The 14380-nt window shown below is 39.7% G+C and carries 14 protein-coding genes; all 14 read left to right on the top strand.

From position 1 onward, the window contains the following. Nucleotides 1–217 precede the first annotated feature (217 nt). The 14 genes from AC1DCY_RS15745 to AC1DCY_RS15680 all read left to right on the top strand — a co-directional run bounded on the left by AC1DCY_RS15745 (nucleotide 218) and on the right by AC1DCY_RS15680 (nucleotide 14280). A complete protein-coding gene (locus tag AC1DCY_RS15745) occupies nucleotides 218–1360 on the top strand; it encodes an acyl-CoA dehydrogenase (protein ID WP_477351603.1) in 1143 nt (380 codons plus the stop codon). Nucleotides 1361–1390: 30 nt separating this feature from the next. Continuing rightward, nucleotides 1391–3025: an AMP-binding protein gene (locus AC1DCY_RS15740; protein WP_477351601.1), complete on the top strand. Its 1635-nt coding sequence runs from the start codon at nucleotides 1391–1393 to the stop codon at nucleotides 3023–3025. A 16-nt stretch (nucleotides 3026–3041) separates the two neighbouring features. Next, nucleotides 3042–4400 (top strand): acetyl-CoA carboxylase biotin carboxylase subunit, encoded by a 1359-nt coding sequence (locus tag AC1DCY_RS15735; protein WP_477351599.1) that lies wholly within the window; start codon nucleotides 3042–3044, stop codon nucleotides 4398–4400. Between the two features lie 69 nt (nucleotides 4401–4469). Beyond that, nucleotides 4470–4682: an acetyl-CoA carboxylase biotin carboxyl carrier protein subunit gene (locus AC1DCY_RS15730; RefSeq protein ID WP_477351597.1), complete on the top strand. Its 213-nt coding sequence runs from the start codon at nucleotides 4470–4472 to the stop codon at nucleotides 4680–4682. 12 nt (nucleotides 4683–4694) lie between these two features. After that, nucleotides 4695–5612: a hydroxymethylglutaryl-CoA lyase gene (locus AC1DCY_RS15725; RefSeq protein ID WP_477351595.1), complete on the top strand. Its 918-nt coding sequence runs from the start codon at nucleotides 4695–4697 to the stop codon at nucleotides 5610–5612. Beyond that, complete coding sequence (locus tag AC1DCY_RS15720) at nucleotides 5609–6391, top strand: enoyl-CoA hydratase (protein ID WP_477351593.1); 783 nt, start codon at nucleotides 5609–5611, stop codon at nucleotides 6389–6391. The genes AC1DCY_RS15725 and AC1DCY_RS15720 overlap by 4 nt, the downstream gene beginning before the upstream one ends. A 257-nt stretch (nucleotides 6392–6648) precedes the next feature. Then, entirely contained in the window at nucleotides 6649–8187 is a 1539-nt protein-coding gene (locus tag AC1DCY_RS15715) for an acyl-CoA carboxylase subunit beta (RefSeq protein WP_477351591.1), read from the top strand. 227 nt (nucleotides 8188–8414) lie between these two features. Then, nucleotides 8415–9014 (top strand): VanZ family protein, encoded by a 600-nt coding sequence (locus AC1DCY_RS15710; protein WP_477351590.1) that lies wholly within the window; start codon nucleotides 8415–8417, stop codon nucleotides 9012–9014. 307 nt (nucleotides 9015–9321) lie between these two features. Next, entirely contained in the window at nucleotides 9322–10038 is a 717-nt protein-coding gene (locus AC1DCY_RS15705) for a hypothetical protein (protein WP_477351588.1), read from the top strand. Nucleotides 10039–10062: 24 nt separating this feature from the next. Then, a complete protein-coding gene (ybaK, locus tag AC1DCY_RS15700; protein WP_477351586.1) occupies nucleotides 10063–10557 on the top strand; it encodes a Cys-tRNA(Pro) deacylase in 495 nt (164 codons plus the stop codon). Nucleotides 10558–10660: 103 nt separating this feature from the next. Continuing rightward, on the top strand, nucleotides 10661–11296 hold the full coding sequence (locus AC1DCY_RS15695; RefSeq protein ID WP_477351584.1) for a YczE/YyaS/YitT family protein: 636 nt from the start codon (nucleotides 10661–10663) through the stop codon (nucleotides 11294–11296). Nucleotides 11297–11395: 99 nt separating this feature from the next. Then, nucleotides 11396–12472, top strand: coding sequence for a nucleotide kinase (locus tag AC1DCY_RS15690; protein WP_477351582.1), 1077 nt, complete (start codon nucleotides 11396–11398; stop codon nucleotides 12470–12472). A gap of 58 nt (nucleotides 12473–12530) precedes the next feature. After that, entirely contained in the window at nucleotides 12531–13730 is a 1200-nt protein-coding gene (locus AC1DCY_RS15685) for a glycine C-acetyltransferase (RefSeq protein ID WP_477351581.1), read from the top strand. Nucleotides 13731–14091: 361 nt separating this feature from the next. Beyond that, nucleotides 14092–14280 (top strand): hypothetical protein, encoded by a 189-nt coding sequence (locus tag AC1DCY_RS15680; RefSeq protein WP_477351579.1) that lies wholly within the window; start codon nucleotides 14092–14094, stop codon nucleotides 14278–14280. Nucleotides 14281–14380 lie beyond the last annotated feature (100 nt).

Below are 14380 nucleotides of genomic sequence, written 5' to 3'. Positions count from 1 at the left end.
AAAGCCTCCGGCGGATGTCACGGAATCGGAAAGGAGTTCTTAGGGGATGTTAGCCTAAAATCATCGCATCCATGCGATAACGGCTAACTGACCTGCATCGTGCAGGCCTAGGCACAAAGCCGATTCCGGACGCAATTATGCCGAGGCATAATTGATTTTTACAACTATCATCTGAACGAAATTCGCTATGGCACATTAAACATTAGGGGGACTGGGGATGAACTTTGAACTAACGAAAGAGCAAGTAATGATTCGAGACATGGTACGTGATTTTGCTGAAAATGAAATTAAACCGTATGCTCGTGAGGTTGACGAGACATCGACGATGAGAATAGAGAGCTTTGAAAAGATGGCAGAGCTAGGCTTATTAGGTATTCCATTTCCTGAAGAGTACGGCGGTTCAGGCGGAGATACTGTTTCCTACGCACTTGCTGTTGAAGAAATCGGTCGTGCGTGTGGTGGCACAGGATTAAGCTATGCAGCAGCAGTTAGCTTAGGTGCTTCGCCTATTTATAATTTCGGTACAGAGGAGCAAAAGCAGGAATGGCTTGTTCCGTTAGCGAAGGGAGAAACATTAGGTTCGTTTGGTCTAACAGAGCCAAATGCAGGTTCAGATGCTGGTGGGACACGTACAACAGCCGTAATTGATGGTGATGATTACATCATTAATGGTGAAAAATGCTGGATCACAAATGCTGGCCATGCACGTCAAATTATTGTGACTGCAGTGACAGGTAAACGTGAAGATGGTAAAAAAATCATCTCAGCTATCATTGTACCAACTAATACTCCTGGCGTAACGATCAACTGCAATTACGACAAAATGGGCGTACGTGGCTCCAATACATGTGAGATTATTTTGCAAAATGTTCGTGTACCAAGGGCTAATCTTTTAGGGGATGAAAAACGCGGATTTAGCCAATTTTTAAATACTTTAGATGGAGGGCGTATTTCCATTGCTGCATTATCTGTAGGAATTGCACAGGCAGCTTATGAGAAATCATTAAAATACGCAAAAGAACGTGAACAATTTGGTGCACCAATTTCAAAACTTCAGGCGATACAATTTAAATTAGCCGATATGGCAATGGAGATAGAGCTTGCACGTACGTTAGTACATAAGGCGGCATGGCTTAAAGATCAAAAGAAACCGTTCGGGAAGGAAGCGGCAATGGCAAAATTATTTGCTTCTGAAATGGGCTTCCGCACTTGTAATCAAGCCATTCAAATTCACGGCGGTTCAGGGTATATGAAAGAATACGATGTAGAGCGTCATCTGCGTGACATTAAGTTAATGGAAATCGGTGAAGGAACATCTGAAATTCAACGTCTCGTTATTTCTCGTTTAATAGGCTGTTAATCATCTTAAGTAGCTAAAAGGAGGATTTTCATGGCAGAACTTGTGTATCAAACTATTGGTCAATTGCTAGACGAACAATCTGAAAAATACCCACAGCGAGAAGCATTAGTGTATGCAGACAGGGATTTACGTATGACCTACGAGGAGCTCAATCGGCAAAGTCGTTTAGTAGCTAGAGGGTTGATGGCTCTTGGAATAGAGAAGGGCGAGCATATTGCAGTATGGACGACCAATGTCCCAGAATGGGTACAGCTGCAATTTGGTACAGGTAAAATGGGTGCCCCTATCGTAACTGTCAACACTAATTATCGTTCAAGCGAGTTGGAATATTTATTGAAACAATCCGATGCAAAAACGATTATTTTAATTGAAAATTATCGAGACCATTCTTTTATGAATACACTGCAAGAGTTGTGTCCAGAGCTGGAACATTGTGAACCGGGTAATTTGCAATCAAAGCGACTACCTTTATTGAAAAATGTTATTTTAATTGGCGAGACGAAATACCCTGGCGTGCTAAACTGGTCTGATGTTTTATCTGCTGCAGAGCAAATAACAGAGGAGCAATTAGATCAAAGACAGCAAGCACTTCATTATGATGATGTTATTAATATTCAATATACATCGGGAACAACAGGTTTTCCGAAAGGTGTCATGTTAACGCATTATAACCTAGTCAATAATGCGATTAATATTGCAGAATGTATGCGTTTAACTTCTGAAGATCGCTTGTGCATCCCTGTCCCATTCTTCCATTGCTTTGGCTGTGTAATCGGTACATTAGCAATTACAACGAGTGGCGGGACGATGGTGCCAGTTCAGGAATTTTCACCTGCTGAGGTGCTACAAACGGTCGAAAAAGAGAAATGTACCGCGCTACATGGCGTACCAACCATGTTCATTAGCGAACTTAATTTACCGAATTTTTCGTCTTTTAATCTATCGACGTTGCGTACTGGAGTAATGGCAGGCTCTAATTGCCCTATTGAGGTGATGAAGGCCGTTATCGACAAAATGGGGATGAAGGATGTTACTATCTGTTACGGTCAAACAGAAGCCTCACCTGTTATTACACAAACAAGAGCAGATGACCCGCTATTGTTAAAGGTAGAAACAGTTGGGCGTGCATTGCCAAATCTGGAAGTTAAAATTGTCGTTCCAGGTACAGACGAAGAAGCTGCGCCGAATGAGCAAGGGGAGCTATGTACGAGAGGCTACCAGGTCATGAAAGGATACTATAAAAACCAAGAAGAAACGCTTCTTGCTATTGATGAGGCTGGTTGGCTGCATACCGGGGATTTGGCAACGATGGATGAGGCGGGCTATGTGCGTGTAACAGGGCGTTTAAAAGATATGATTATTCGCGGTGGTGAAAATATATCTCCTCGAGAAATTGAAGAATTCCTTTACACACACCCGAAAATTGCAGATGTACAGGTTGCGGGTGTTCCTGATCCTGTTTATGGAGAGGAAGCGGCAGCTTGGGTTATTTTGCGAGAAGGAGAGCAGGCAACAGAGGAAGAGATTAAGGATTATTGTCGGGATAAAATCTCTAGACATAAAATACCACGACATATTTTCTTCATCAACGACTATCCGATGACTGCATCAGGAAAAGTTCAAAAGTATAGATTACGAGAAAGTTTTGCTGCAACAGTGAGGTAAGAAGGGGGCCAGTGTTATGTTCAAGAAGGTTTTAATTGCAAATCGTGGAGAGATAGCAAGACGTGTTATAAGAACATGCAAACGACTAAATGTTCAAACAGTTGCGGTGTATTCCGAGGCAGACGCTGAAAGCTTACATGTGAAGGAAGCGGATGAGGCGTTCTGTATCGGAAAACCACCTGTTGCACAAAGTTATTTAAATATTGATCGTCTTCTTGAAGTGGCGAAGGAAAGCGGTGCTGAAGCTGTTCATCCAGGCTATGGTTTATTATCAGAAAACGCTGAGTTTGCTAAACGTTGTACAGAGGCGGGCTTAGTTTTTATTGGGCCTAGCGCAGACGTTATTGCTTCGATGGGTAGTAAATTAGAAGCCCGGAAAACAATGAAGGCGGCAGGTGTACCAATTGTTGAAGGTGTAGAGACACCGGTGAAAGATGTATCAGAAGCTATTGAAATTGCTTCCCGTCTAGGCTACCCGATTATGTTAAAAGCCTCTGCTGGCGGCGGGGGTATCGGAATGCAACTCGTAGAAAATGCAGAGGAATTGGCAAAAGCCTTTGAGGGAAATCAAAAGCGTGCACAGTCATTCTTTGGTGATGGCACGATGTATATGGAACGATTTATTGCTAATCCTCATCACGTCGAGGTACAAATTATTGCGGATCATGATGGCAATGTCGTACCACTATTTGAACGTGAGTGCTCGATTCAACGTAGAAATCAAAAAGTAGTTGAGGAAGCACCATCTCCTTTCATTTCTGAAGAAACAAGAAAAAGTATGCTAGATGCTTCAGTCAAGGCAGTTCAGCATATTGGCTATGTGAATGCTGGAACGATTGAGTATTTAGTAGATGCAGAGCAAAACTTTTATTTCTTAGAGATGAATACGCGCCTACAGGTGGAACATCCGGTGACTGAGGAAATTACAAAACTGGATCTTGTAGAGGAGCAATTAAAGATTGCGGCAAAACAACCATTAGCATTTACGCGCGATAGCATAGAAAGAACAGGGCATGCGATTGAAGTACGTATTTACGCTGAAAATCCTTCGACCTTTTTCCCTTCTCCAGGCACAATTACGGTTTTTGAATTACCTACAGGTAAAGGTATTCGCCATGAATGTGGCGTAGAGGCTGGCACTACGGTAACACCTTTTTACGATCCAATGATTAGCAAACTAGTAGTGTGGGGAGAAACACGAGCAATTGCGTGTGAGCGACTTATTGAGGCACTAAAAGCGTATAAAGTAGAAGGAATTCAAACAAATATTCCGATGCTGTTGAAAACAGTCACACATGAACAATTTTTAAAGGGCTATACAACAACTAAATTTGTAGATGAATATTATCTACCGCAATTAGCAGAGACGAAATAAATGAAAGCATTCGCACTTACTTAGTGCGAATGCGTTATCCGTACATTTATACATTTGGAGGGATTTACAATGGCAAAAGTTAAAGCGAGCATGGCAGGAACAGTGTGGAAAATCGTTGTAGCAGAAGGCGAGAAAGTGACAGCAGGACAAGATGTGGCCATTTTAGAATCGATGAAAATGGAGATTCCTATTGCAGCAGAAGAAGATGGCGTGGTTACAAAAATCATAGCGAACGAAGGGGATTTCATTAACGTTGATGATGATATTTTAGAAATCGAATAAGGAGGTTTCTTTATGCAGCTACCAAAGCATGTAACGTTAAAGGAAGTAGGTCCTCGTGACGGTTTGCAAAATGAGAAAACGCATATTGCAACTGCCGATAAAGTACAGCTAGTGAATTTACTTAGTCAAACTGGATTGAATTATATCGAGGTAACGTCTTTTGTGCATCCGAAGTGGATTCCACAGCTGGCAGATGCAGTGGAGGTGCTTCAAGCCATTAAACGCCAAAAAGATATTACGTATGCAGCACTAGTACCGAATATGCGTGGCTTAGAACGTGCATTGCAGGCTGAAGTAGATGAAGTGAGCGTTTTTATGTCGGCAAGTGAAAGCCATAATCAAAGTAATATTAATAAATCGATTAATGACACATTTCCGATATTACAGGAAGTTGTGGTAGGGGCAAAGGCAGCTCATAAAAACGTACGAGGCTATATCTCAACGGTGATTGGGTGCCCGTATGAAGGTTACATACAACCAGAAAAGGTTTTGCGAGTAACAGAAAAATTATTAGAAATGGGCGTCGATGAAATTTCGCTTGGTGACACGATTGGTGTTGGTGTACCGACGCAGGTGGAAAATCTTTTAGAAGAATTGCTAAAAAGATACCCTGCGGAAAATTTTGCGATGCATTTCCATGATACACGTGGCACAGCGCTAGCAAATATTGTTAAATCTTTAGAAATGGGAATTACGAAGTTTGATAGTGCGCTTGGTGGACTTGGGGGCTGTCCGTATGCTAAAGGAGCATCAGGTAATGTGGCCACGGAAGATTTATTGTATTTATTAGATGAAATGGGGATTAAAACGGGTGTAGAGCTGAATAAAGTGCTAGAGGCTGCGCTATTTATTGAACAGAAACTAGGGAAAGCAGTTGCCTCTAAACAAATGGCGATTACCCGTAATGAAAGGAGTACGAGTCAATTATGACGCAACTCGTTCGTTTTGAATTAATAGATGGTTGTATTGGGCTTATTACACTTTCCAGACCTGAAGCTGCAAATGCAATGTCTGTACAACTACTCCACGAACTTAGCACGACACTCGACAACATAAACGGTGATCCGGCAGTACGAGTCGTCCTACTAACGGGAGCAGGGGAAAAAGCTTTTTGCGCAGGAGCAGATTTAAAAGAACGCAAAGGGATGCCAGACCGACAAGTAAAGCAGATTGTGCAATTAATCGGTACAACAGTGGCAAAAGTAGAAGCACTCGCTCAACCAGTTATCGCCGTACTAAATGGTGTTGCTTTTGGTGGCGGACTCGAACTAGCATTAGCCTGTGATTTACGTCTTGCAGCAACACATGCAAAGTTAGGTCTTACAGAGACATCTCTCGGTATCATCCCGGGGGCAGGAGGTACGCAACGACTTCCACGACTAATTGGCATTGGAAAAGCGAAGGAATTAATTTATACAGCGCGTCGATTAAATGCAGAGGAAGCAAGAAGCTACGGTATTGTAGAGTACGTTCATGAGGGACATGAAGTACTTGAAAAGGCTCAGCAGCTTGCGCTCGAAATGGCAAAAAATGCACCACTTTCTTTAGTACAGGCGAAAATCGCCATGAATCAAGGCGTTGAAGTAGATTTAGCTACGGGCTTAAAAATCGAATCACTTGCATATAATGCTCTGATTCCTACAGAAGATCGATTAGAGGGCTTACTTGCTTTCCAAGAAAAGCGAACACCGCAATACTTAGGGAAATAAAGGCTCTGATAAAGGGTTTTGAATGGTTTTAAAGTAGGATTCTAAAAACAATAAAATCTAGCCACATCATAAAAAGCTGGGGTTGTTATTTGTTAAAACGTATGCCATGTCAATAAGTTGATTGGAGTGGAAGCTGGAACGGAAATCAGCCCCACGCTAGGTGATGAACCGATTATTGCAACATAAGGGAGAAGTAATACGAATGCTACTGCAATTATGTTAAGGCGTAACCGAATGGGCAAAAGGAGGAATTAAATATGAGCAATGTACCGACAGAAAATACGACTAAAACAATGAAGGAACAAATTTTAGCAGGTGGTCTTCCAAAATATCACGATAAAAATGCACAGCAAGGAAAGCTGTTTGTACGTGAACGACTCGAATTATTATTAGATGATGGGCTGCAATCAGAGGATGGCTTGTACGCAAACTGCTTAGCTGGTGATTTACCGGCAGATGGCGTTGTAACAGGAATCGGTAAAATTCATGGCCGTACTGTTTGTGTATTAGCAAACGATTCTACGATTAAAGCTGGCTCTTGGGGTAAGCGTACAGTAGAAAAAATGATTCGTATTCAAGAAACAGCTGAAAAGCTAAATTGCCCATTACTGTATCTAGTCGATTCGGCAGGTGCACGTATTACTGACCAATTAGAAATGTTTCCTGGTCGAAGAGGAGCAGGGCGCATTTTCTACAATCAGGTAAAGCTTTCAGGTAAAATCCCTCAAATATGCTTACTGTTTGGACCTTCTGCAGCAGGAGGTGCATATATCCCTGCATTCTGCGATATTGTGGTCATGGTAGAGGGTAATGCATCGATGTATTTAGGATCTCCACGTATGGCGGAAATGGTTATTGGTGAGAAGGTAGATTTGGAAACGATGGGTGGAGCGAAAATGCACTGTTCTGTTTCTGGTTGCGGAGATGTGCTTGCTAAAAACGAGCAAGAAGCAATTGCCTATGCTCGTAAATATTTGAGCTATTTCCCGAACAATTATGCAGAGCGCGGTAAGGTAGAGGCTCCAAAGCCACCAGCTTCATTTGATAAATCGATTGATGAGCTAATACCAAAAAATCAAAACGTTCCTTTTGATATGTATAAACTAATTGAACGTATTATTGATGAAGATACGTTTTGTGAAGTGAAAAAATTATTCGCTCCAGAATTAATTACAGGACTTGGGCGCATTAATGGGCAATCCGTTGGAATTATCGCCAATCAACCGCGCGTAAAGGGAGGCGTTCTGTTCCACGATTCAGCTGATAAAGCAGCAAAGTTCATTTCACTTTGTGATGCGTTTAATATTCCACTTCTTTTCCTGGCGGATGTACCAGGCTTTATGATTGGTACACAGGTCGAAAAGGCTGGGATTATACGCCATGGTGCGAAAATGATTTTCGCAATGAGCGAGGCAACTGTCCCTAAATTAACGGTCATTGTTCGTAAAGCATATGGTGCAGGGCTGTATGCAATGGCAGGTCCTGCTTTTGAGCCAGACTGCTGTATTGCGCTATCCAACGCGCAAATTGCTGTAATGGGCCCTGAAGCTGCGGTCAACGCAGTATATGCAAATAAAATTGCTGAACTCCCAAAAGAGGAGCAAGCAAGCTTTATTGCAGAGAAGCGCAAAGAATATCAAGAGGAAATCGATGTCTATCGTCTAGCTTCAGAGCTTATCATTGACGATGTTATTGAGCCAAAAGATTTAAGAAAAGCACTCGAATCACGTTTAGAGCTTTATATGTCAAAATATTTATTATTCTCGGAACGTAAACATGGAGTAAATCCAGTATAAAGTCTGAAATAATGCTGTCTCAGTTTAATCGAGGCAGCTTTTTTATTTTTTAAGTTCATCACCGAAAGCTTGGGGACAGAATTTTGTTAAAATTTGTTTACTCATCTCTTTTCTAATTGAACCTGGACAAACGTATAGTATAGGGGGATAAGTACTCCTAATGCGCCTTTGAAACGCATTACCCATCTTATTATTACCACTTGCTTGGGGAAGTGGAGCATATTAAAATGATGAGAGGATATAGGGAAGTAGGTGGTATAGGCATGACAAAAAATAATATACAGGGTAGTGCCAAGCTACCATTACCTTATCGTTCATTGATAGATACATATTATTTACCAATTAAGATAACAGGCTGGATATTTTTTTGTATTTATTCCGTTATAGCTTTTTATAAACTAGTCATTGATCGTCTAGTGAATGTAATCATTATTTTATTCCATGGCGAATATTCTTTTGATGAATTAGGGCTGTTTGATTATAGTGACTGGCGTTTAACTACAAATTTTATTCCCTTTGATACAATTCTTCGTTATATAAATTACTCTCAGTATTTTAATTTTGATATCATTATTATTAATTTACTCGGCAATTTATTAATATTTACCCCAATGGGCTTTTTACTTCCATTATTATCAAAAAAGTTTCGGAAAGCTCGGACAGTTATTTGGGTAGGCTTTTTCTCTAGCTTAGCGGTAGAAACTATCCAGTTTATTTTTAGGGTCGGATCGGCAGATATTGATGATTTAATTTTAAATACACTTGGAGCATGGCTTGGTTACCTAGCCTATAAAAGTATACTTATTAAATCTAAAAAAAATAGATAGAAACAGTCCTTGCTAAAGGGCTGTTTTTTTTAGTGGTGAATTAACACCATTTATAAAGTGGTTACAGTAATAATTTTTATTGAAATTATATATTGCAGTAATAAATGAACGAAAAAATGAATTTGAAGATAGGTCTTTATGCCCGTTTTATCGAAAGTGGGTTATTCCTTTAGGAGCTTAGTATTAATTTGTTCTTGAATTTGGTAAAGAAAATTCCGATAATTAGGGTACAGAAACTATTAGAGAAGAAATTATCATATCTATTATTTAAATTGCATATTAAATAAGAAAGCCGAGGTGAATCTATATGAAACTATCAAGTTTAATCGAACAAGAAAGAATTTCATCACACTATAATCGTAAAAAACTTTTACAGCGCAAACAAGCAGGTGATGCATATCGAAAAAACTCACTGTATTTTCAGCCAAAGAAAAATCCGTTATTGCTTGAGCTAGAAAATTTACTTTTAGGGCATACAGATCAAGAACTCTATGAGCAACAAAAAGAGGAATCCAACGAAATCACGCCTCAACAGCAAGCAATTATTGAAGATTTACAACAAACTAAAAAGAATGTGCTCGCTCATGAGCAAACGCAAAAAACTGAAGCTCTTGAGAATTCACAGCTAGAGCATGTAGATGAAGAGACGTTACAAATTTTAGAGCAGGTGAGGAATACAGCGCTAGCACCCACGCAATCTTCACCACAGGATTTACGTATAGCGTCAAGTGCAAATGATCAAATACAGCAAATGCAAGCACAATTAAATGGCCAAGAGCTAGATAAAAGTGAACTCGATGAGCCTGCTTTTGTTCGTGAAGTAATTGAAGTTAAAGTGCCAGAACGTTTTTCGAAGGAATTGAAATTAAATCCATTTGCAGATACAATTTTCGGTAAGAGTTATGCAGAGGCATATAAGGCGCGAACATTTAAATATGCGTCTGAAAAATATACCACTCATATTCAAATGGCGAAAGACGGCTATCGACCAGGAAATGACCCTATGTTCTCCATGATAGCCTAATGCTGCAGATGGGAGTTTTTTAATATGGCTAAGGCGAAGCATGCGAAAACGAATGCTATAAGATTATTGGAGCAACAAAAAATTCAGTTCGAAGTAATTGAATATGAAACAGGTGACGGCCAAGTTGACGGAATATCGGTTGCTGAAAAAATTGGTCACCCGGTTTCTCGTGTTTTCAAAACATTAGTAGCAAAGGCAAGTGCACAAAAGCTTTTTGTATTTGTTATTCCTGTAGCAGAAGAGCTTGATTTAAAAGCTGCTGCAAAGGTTATAGGAGAGAAGAAAATCGACATGCTCCCTGTCAAGGAGTTGCTCGGCTACACAGGCTATGTACGAGGCGGATGCTCTCCGGTCGGCATGAAGAAGCTTTATCCTACTGTCATTGATGCGTCAGCTCAAGAGCAAGGAAAGATTATTGTGAGTGCCGGAAAAATCGGCATGCAAGTCCACCTACAACTAGATGATTTAGTTGCTGCAACAAAGGCAAAGCTCGCACCAATTACCACTACCCAAGCATGATATGTTGGGTAGTTTTTTATTTAAGTTGTCAGGAAGTAAGAGTAAGATTTTTGTAGAAATAGGTTACTGTTAGAGCAATATCATACATGAGAGAAGGATATGAATGAGGAAAATTACGGGGTGGCGTTGGACTTTTTTTATTGGTGGCTTAATGGTGATGTCACTTGGAATTACAATGTCCATTAAAGGGAAAATCGTAGGAACGAGCCCTTGGGATGTGTTGCATGTGGGTTTATTTCAGAATTTTGGTTTATCAATTGGTACTTGGTCTATTTTAACAGGGCTTTTAATTGTTATTTCAACTTCAATTGTTTTACGAGAATGGCCAAAAATCGGGACATGGCTCAATATGCTTCTTATCGGATCTTTTATTGATGTTTTTAATTGGCTATTACCGTCAACAAGTATTTATGGCTTACAGATAACTTATTTTGTGGTAGGTTTATTTGTTTTAAGCTTTGGCTGTGGTATGTATATTGCTCCGAATATGGGGGCAGGGCCACGGGATACATTAATGATGATTCTTGTTGAAAAATTTGGCGGAACGATTAAAACAGCACGAATGGGTATCGAGGTGCTTGTAACAATTCTTGGCTGGTTACTCGGAGGTCCTGTTGGGGTTGGTACTGTGGTCATTGCTTTAACATCAGGCTATATTGTGCAATATTCGTTACCTTATTGTCGAAAAGTATTAATGAAGTGTATTGGCAATGTAGAGGACATGATCCCATTCTATTAAATAGGAAGCTACTTTTATTTGTAAAAAATAAAAGTAGCTCTTCATTTTTTTTAACGTTCCTTCATATAATGCAAGGCATAAGATAAAGGGGGAGCGTTATTGAACGGAAATGTGACCTATTATTATGGGCACGCACTGACTGGGCAAGGAATTAAACATTTATATAAAGAAATGATGGATGAGGCAGAATTAGTTTATATTTTGCAAGGTGCACCTACGTTTAAAGGATCCGAGCTTATTAAAGAGCTAGGTTATTTTTATGTGAAGCAAGGCTTTGCGGTGGAGTGGTTTAAGCATTCTTTGCTGGAGGATATTGTTGAGGCAGTGTATGTTCAAGGATGTAATCGACTATTTGTATGGTCATCAGGGTGGGGGATTGAACCGATTTTCCTTGGAACAAAGCATCGGGTAATGTCATTTTATGATTGCTTAGAAGAAGTCCAGCTTGAAAGGGTTGGCGAACAGCTCGCTGATGCTATGACGGAACGAGAGTCGTGGCGTGAGAAGTGTATTTCGAAGCTTAATAGTGCTATAAAGATCCATGATGATTGGGAAGTAGTTACACAAAGCTGTATGAACTGGCAGGCATTAAATGACCAAGTTGAAAATTTAAAGACAGATGTTTTCCAGTCAATCGTCTTAAATAAAACAGGAATGCGTACGCATCGCTTACTCGGAACGTTAACACCGAGGGGGGCCGAAAATACAGTAGATAGCATAACAAAAAATGTATCTCGAAGATTGATGATCAAAGGGAAGCCGGGTACAGGTAAATCTTCTTTAATGAAAGGTTTAGCAGACGAAGCAAATGCGAGAGGGCTCGATGCACAAATTATTTGGTGTGGCTTGGATTCAAACTCTGTTGATATGGTTATTATTCCGGAATTGAATTTTTGCATCTTTGATAGTACAGATCCACATGTCTTCGAACCTCAGGATGGAAGACTAGGAGATGAAATTTTCGATATAGGGGTACATTGCGCAATTTCACAGGAAGCAGAAGCTAAAATTGAAGATATTCGGGCAAAGTATAAAGAAGCAATGCAGGATGCAATGGGTTATTCGAAGCGTTATGCGGAAGCGGAGTATACTGTTCGTCGATTAATAGATAATTGTTTATCTTCATCGCTTTGGCGAGAAAAAACTGCCCCACTATTCGAAAGATTAACAAAGTAATTTTTCTAATAGCATGCTTGTGCTACACTAGGAACTAGAATAGTGTTCCTAGGAAAGGATGATACGCTTGTCAAAAGTATTGAATGCATTTTTAGATGAAAACCTACAAGCCTTACGCAATCAAGGCTTATACAATGAAATTGATCCAGTAGAGGGAGCAAACGGACCAACTATCCAGGTACGTGGCAAAAATCTAATTAATCTATCCTCAAACAACTATCTTGGCTTAGCAACGAATGCAGATTTAAAGCGTATTGCCAAAGAAACAATTGAGAAATACGGTGTGGGGGCTGGAGCAGTCCGTACGATTAACGGTACACTTGATCTACACGTAAAATTAGAGGAGAAGCTCGCTGAATTTAAAGGAACAGAAGCAGCGATCTCTTACCAATCAGGTTTTAACTGTAATATGGCAGCTATTTCAGCTGTTATGGATAAAAATGATGCGATCCTTTCAGACCAATTAAACCATGCATCGATTATTGATGGCTGTCGTTTATCACGTGCGAAAATCATTGCCTATAATCACTCTGATATGGACGATTTACGTGCGAAGGCAAAGGAAGCAAAAGAATCAGGCTTATACAATAAAGTCATGGTCATTACTGATGGTGTATTCTCAATGGACGGTGATATTGCAAAATTACCAGAAATCGTTGAGATTGCGAAAGAGTTTGATTTAATAACATACGTTGATGATGCACACGGATCAGGCGTAACAGGTAAAGGAAAGGGTACTGTGAAGCATTTCGGTTTAGAAAAAGAAATTGACTTCCAAATTGGTACACTTTCTAAAGCAATTGGTGTTGTTGGTGGATATGTAGCAGGTAAGAAAAATTTAATTGACTGGCTGAAAGTGCGTTCTCGTCCGTTTTTATTCTCAACGGCATTACCACCAGGTGATGTTGCTGCGATTACAGCGGCAGTGCAAATGCTGATTGACTCAACAGAGCTTCACGATAAACTTTGGGAAAATGGCGATTATTTAAAAGCGGGTCTTGCTAAGCTAGGCTTCAATATTGGTGCATCTGAAACGCCAATTACACCATGTATTATTGGTGATGAAAAGCTTACGCAGGAATTTTCCCATCGCCTATTTGAAGAAGGTGTCTACGCTAAATCAATCGTTTTCCCAACGGTTCCAAAAGGCACAGGACGTGTTCGTAACATGCCTACAGCGGCACATACAAAAGAAATGCTGGACGACGCTCTAGCAATCTATGAAAAAGTCGGCCGTGAGCTAGGCGTTATTCAATAATAAAAAGAACCTTTATAATTTTAACTGTACCCTATAAGATAGACATTAAAAGTCTGTCTTATAGGGTAATTTTTTATAATTATAACTAGGTGAAGCAGATTTCCTAATATATAATCAGAAAGTTTGAGTGCTATACATTATAGATTTAAAGCATTGGATATAATGGGGGCCAAAAATAGAGGCTTTTGATGAAAATCTGAGGTTGGGTTATTTCAAGAATAATTTTCAAGGGATTGCAACGCTTGGCTTTAGTTCGTGAGGAATCTATTTATTGAAGCAAAATGTAGTTGTCATAATTTTTTTCATAAAATACCTCCTCATTTGTTGCGATATACTTAATAACACCAAAGGTGGGAATAAAATGAAATTGTTTGATGTGATGACTGCAATTTCTTTAGGATTTTTTACAGGTGTTTTACTTAGTGGTGGTGGAATAAAACTTCATGAAAGTGGAATCCATATTTTATTAGGTTGTATTTTTTGGATGTTAACTTTCATTTATTGGCGCATGCCTTCCCTGAAAACTACCAGAGAAAATAAAGAGAACTAGTATTGATTAAATTTTATATACCCTAGGGATTTAAGTTTAATCTGACTTCTTCTTTTTAACTTAAAAGGCAGTAATAACAAGAAAAAAACGTGTTATTACT

The sequence above is a fragment of the Lysinibacillus sp. 10T31 genome (assembly GCF_056394365.1).
This window is presented reverse-complemented; position numbering and strand designations above follow the sequence as displayed.

Bases quoted from the DNA above. Each gene is read 5' to 3' on its own strand.
- AC1DCY_RS15695 (WP_477351584.1), top strand. From the start codon at position 10,661: ATGAGGAAAATTACGGGGTGGCGTTGGACTTTTTTTATTGGTGGCTTA.
- AC1DCY_RS15725 (WP_477351595.1), top strand. From the start codon at position 4,695: ATGCAGCTACCAAAGCATGTAACGTTAAAGGAAGTAGGTCCTCGTGAC.
- AC1DCY_RS15705 (WP_477351588.1), top strand. From the start codon at position 9,322: ATGAAACTATCAAGTTTAATCGAACAAGAAAGAATTTCATCACACTAT.
- AC1DCY_RS15680 (WP_477351579.1), top strand. From the start codon at position 14,092: ATGAAATTGTTTGATGTGATGACTGCAATTTCTTTAGGATTTTTTACA.
- AC1DCY_RS15720 (WP_477351593.1), top strand. From the start codon at position 5,609: ATGACGCAACTCGTTCGTTTTGAATTAATAGATGGTTGTATTGGGCTT.
- ybaK (WP_477351586.1), top strand. From the start codon at position 10,063: ATGGCTAAGGCGAAGCATGCGAAAACGAATGCTATAAGATTATTGGAG.
- AC1DCY_RS15740 (WP_477351601.1), top strand. From the start codon at position 1,391: ATGGCAGAACTTGTGTATCAAACTATTGGTCAATTGCTAGACGAACAA.
- AC1DCY_RS15735 (WP_477351599.1), top strand. From the start codon at position 3,042: ATGTTCAAGAAGGTTTTAATTGCAAATCGTGGAGAGATAGCAAGACGT.
- AC1DCY_RS15730 (WP_477351597.1), top strand. From the start codon at position 4,470: ATGGCAAAAGTTAAAGCGAGCATGGCAGGAACAGTGTGGAAAATCGTT.
- AC1DCY_RS15715 (WP_477351591.1), top strand. From the start codon at position 6,649: ATGAGCAATGTACCGACAGAAAATACGACTAAAACAATGAAGGAACAA.
- AC1DCY_RS15745 (WP_477351603.1), top strand. From the start codon at position 218: ATGAACTTTGAACTAACGAAAGAGCAAGTAATGATTCGAGACATGGTA.
- AC1DCY_RS15710 (WP_477351590.1), top strand. From the start codon at position 8,415: ATGATGAGAGGATATAGGGAAGTAGGTGGTATAGGCATGACAAAAAAT.
- AC1DCY_RS15685 (WP_477351581.1), top strand. From the start codon at position 12,531: ATGATACGCTTGTCAAAAGTATTGAATGCATTTTTAGATGAAAACCTA.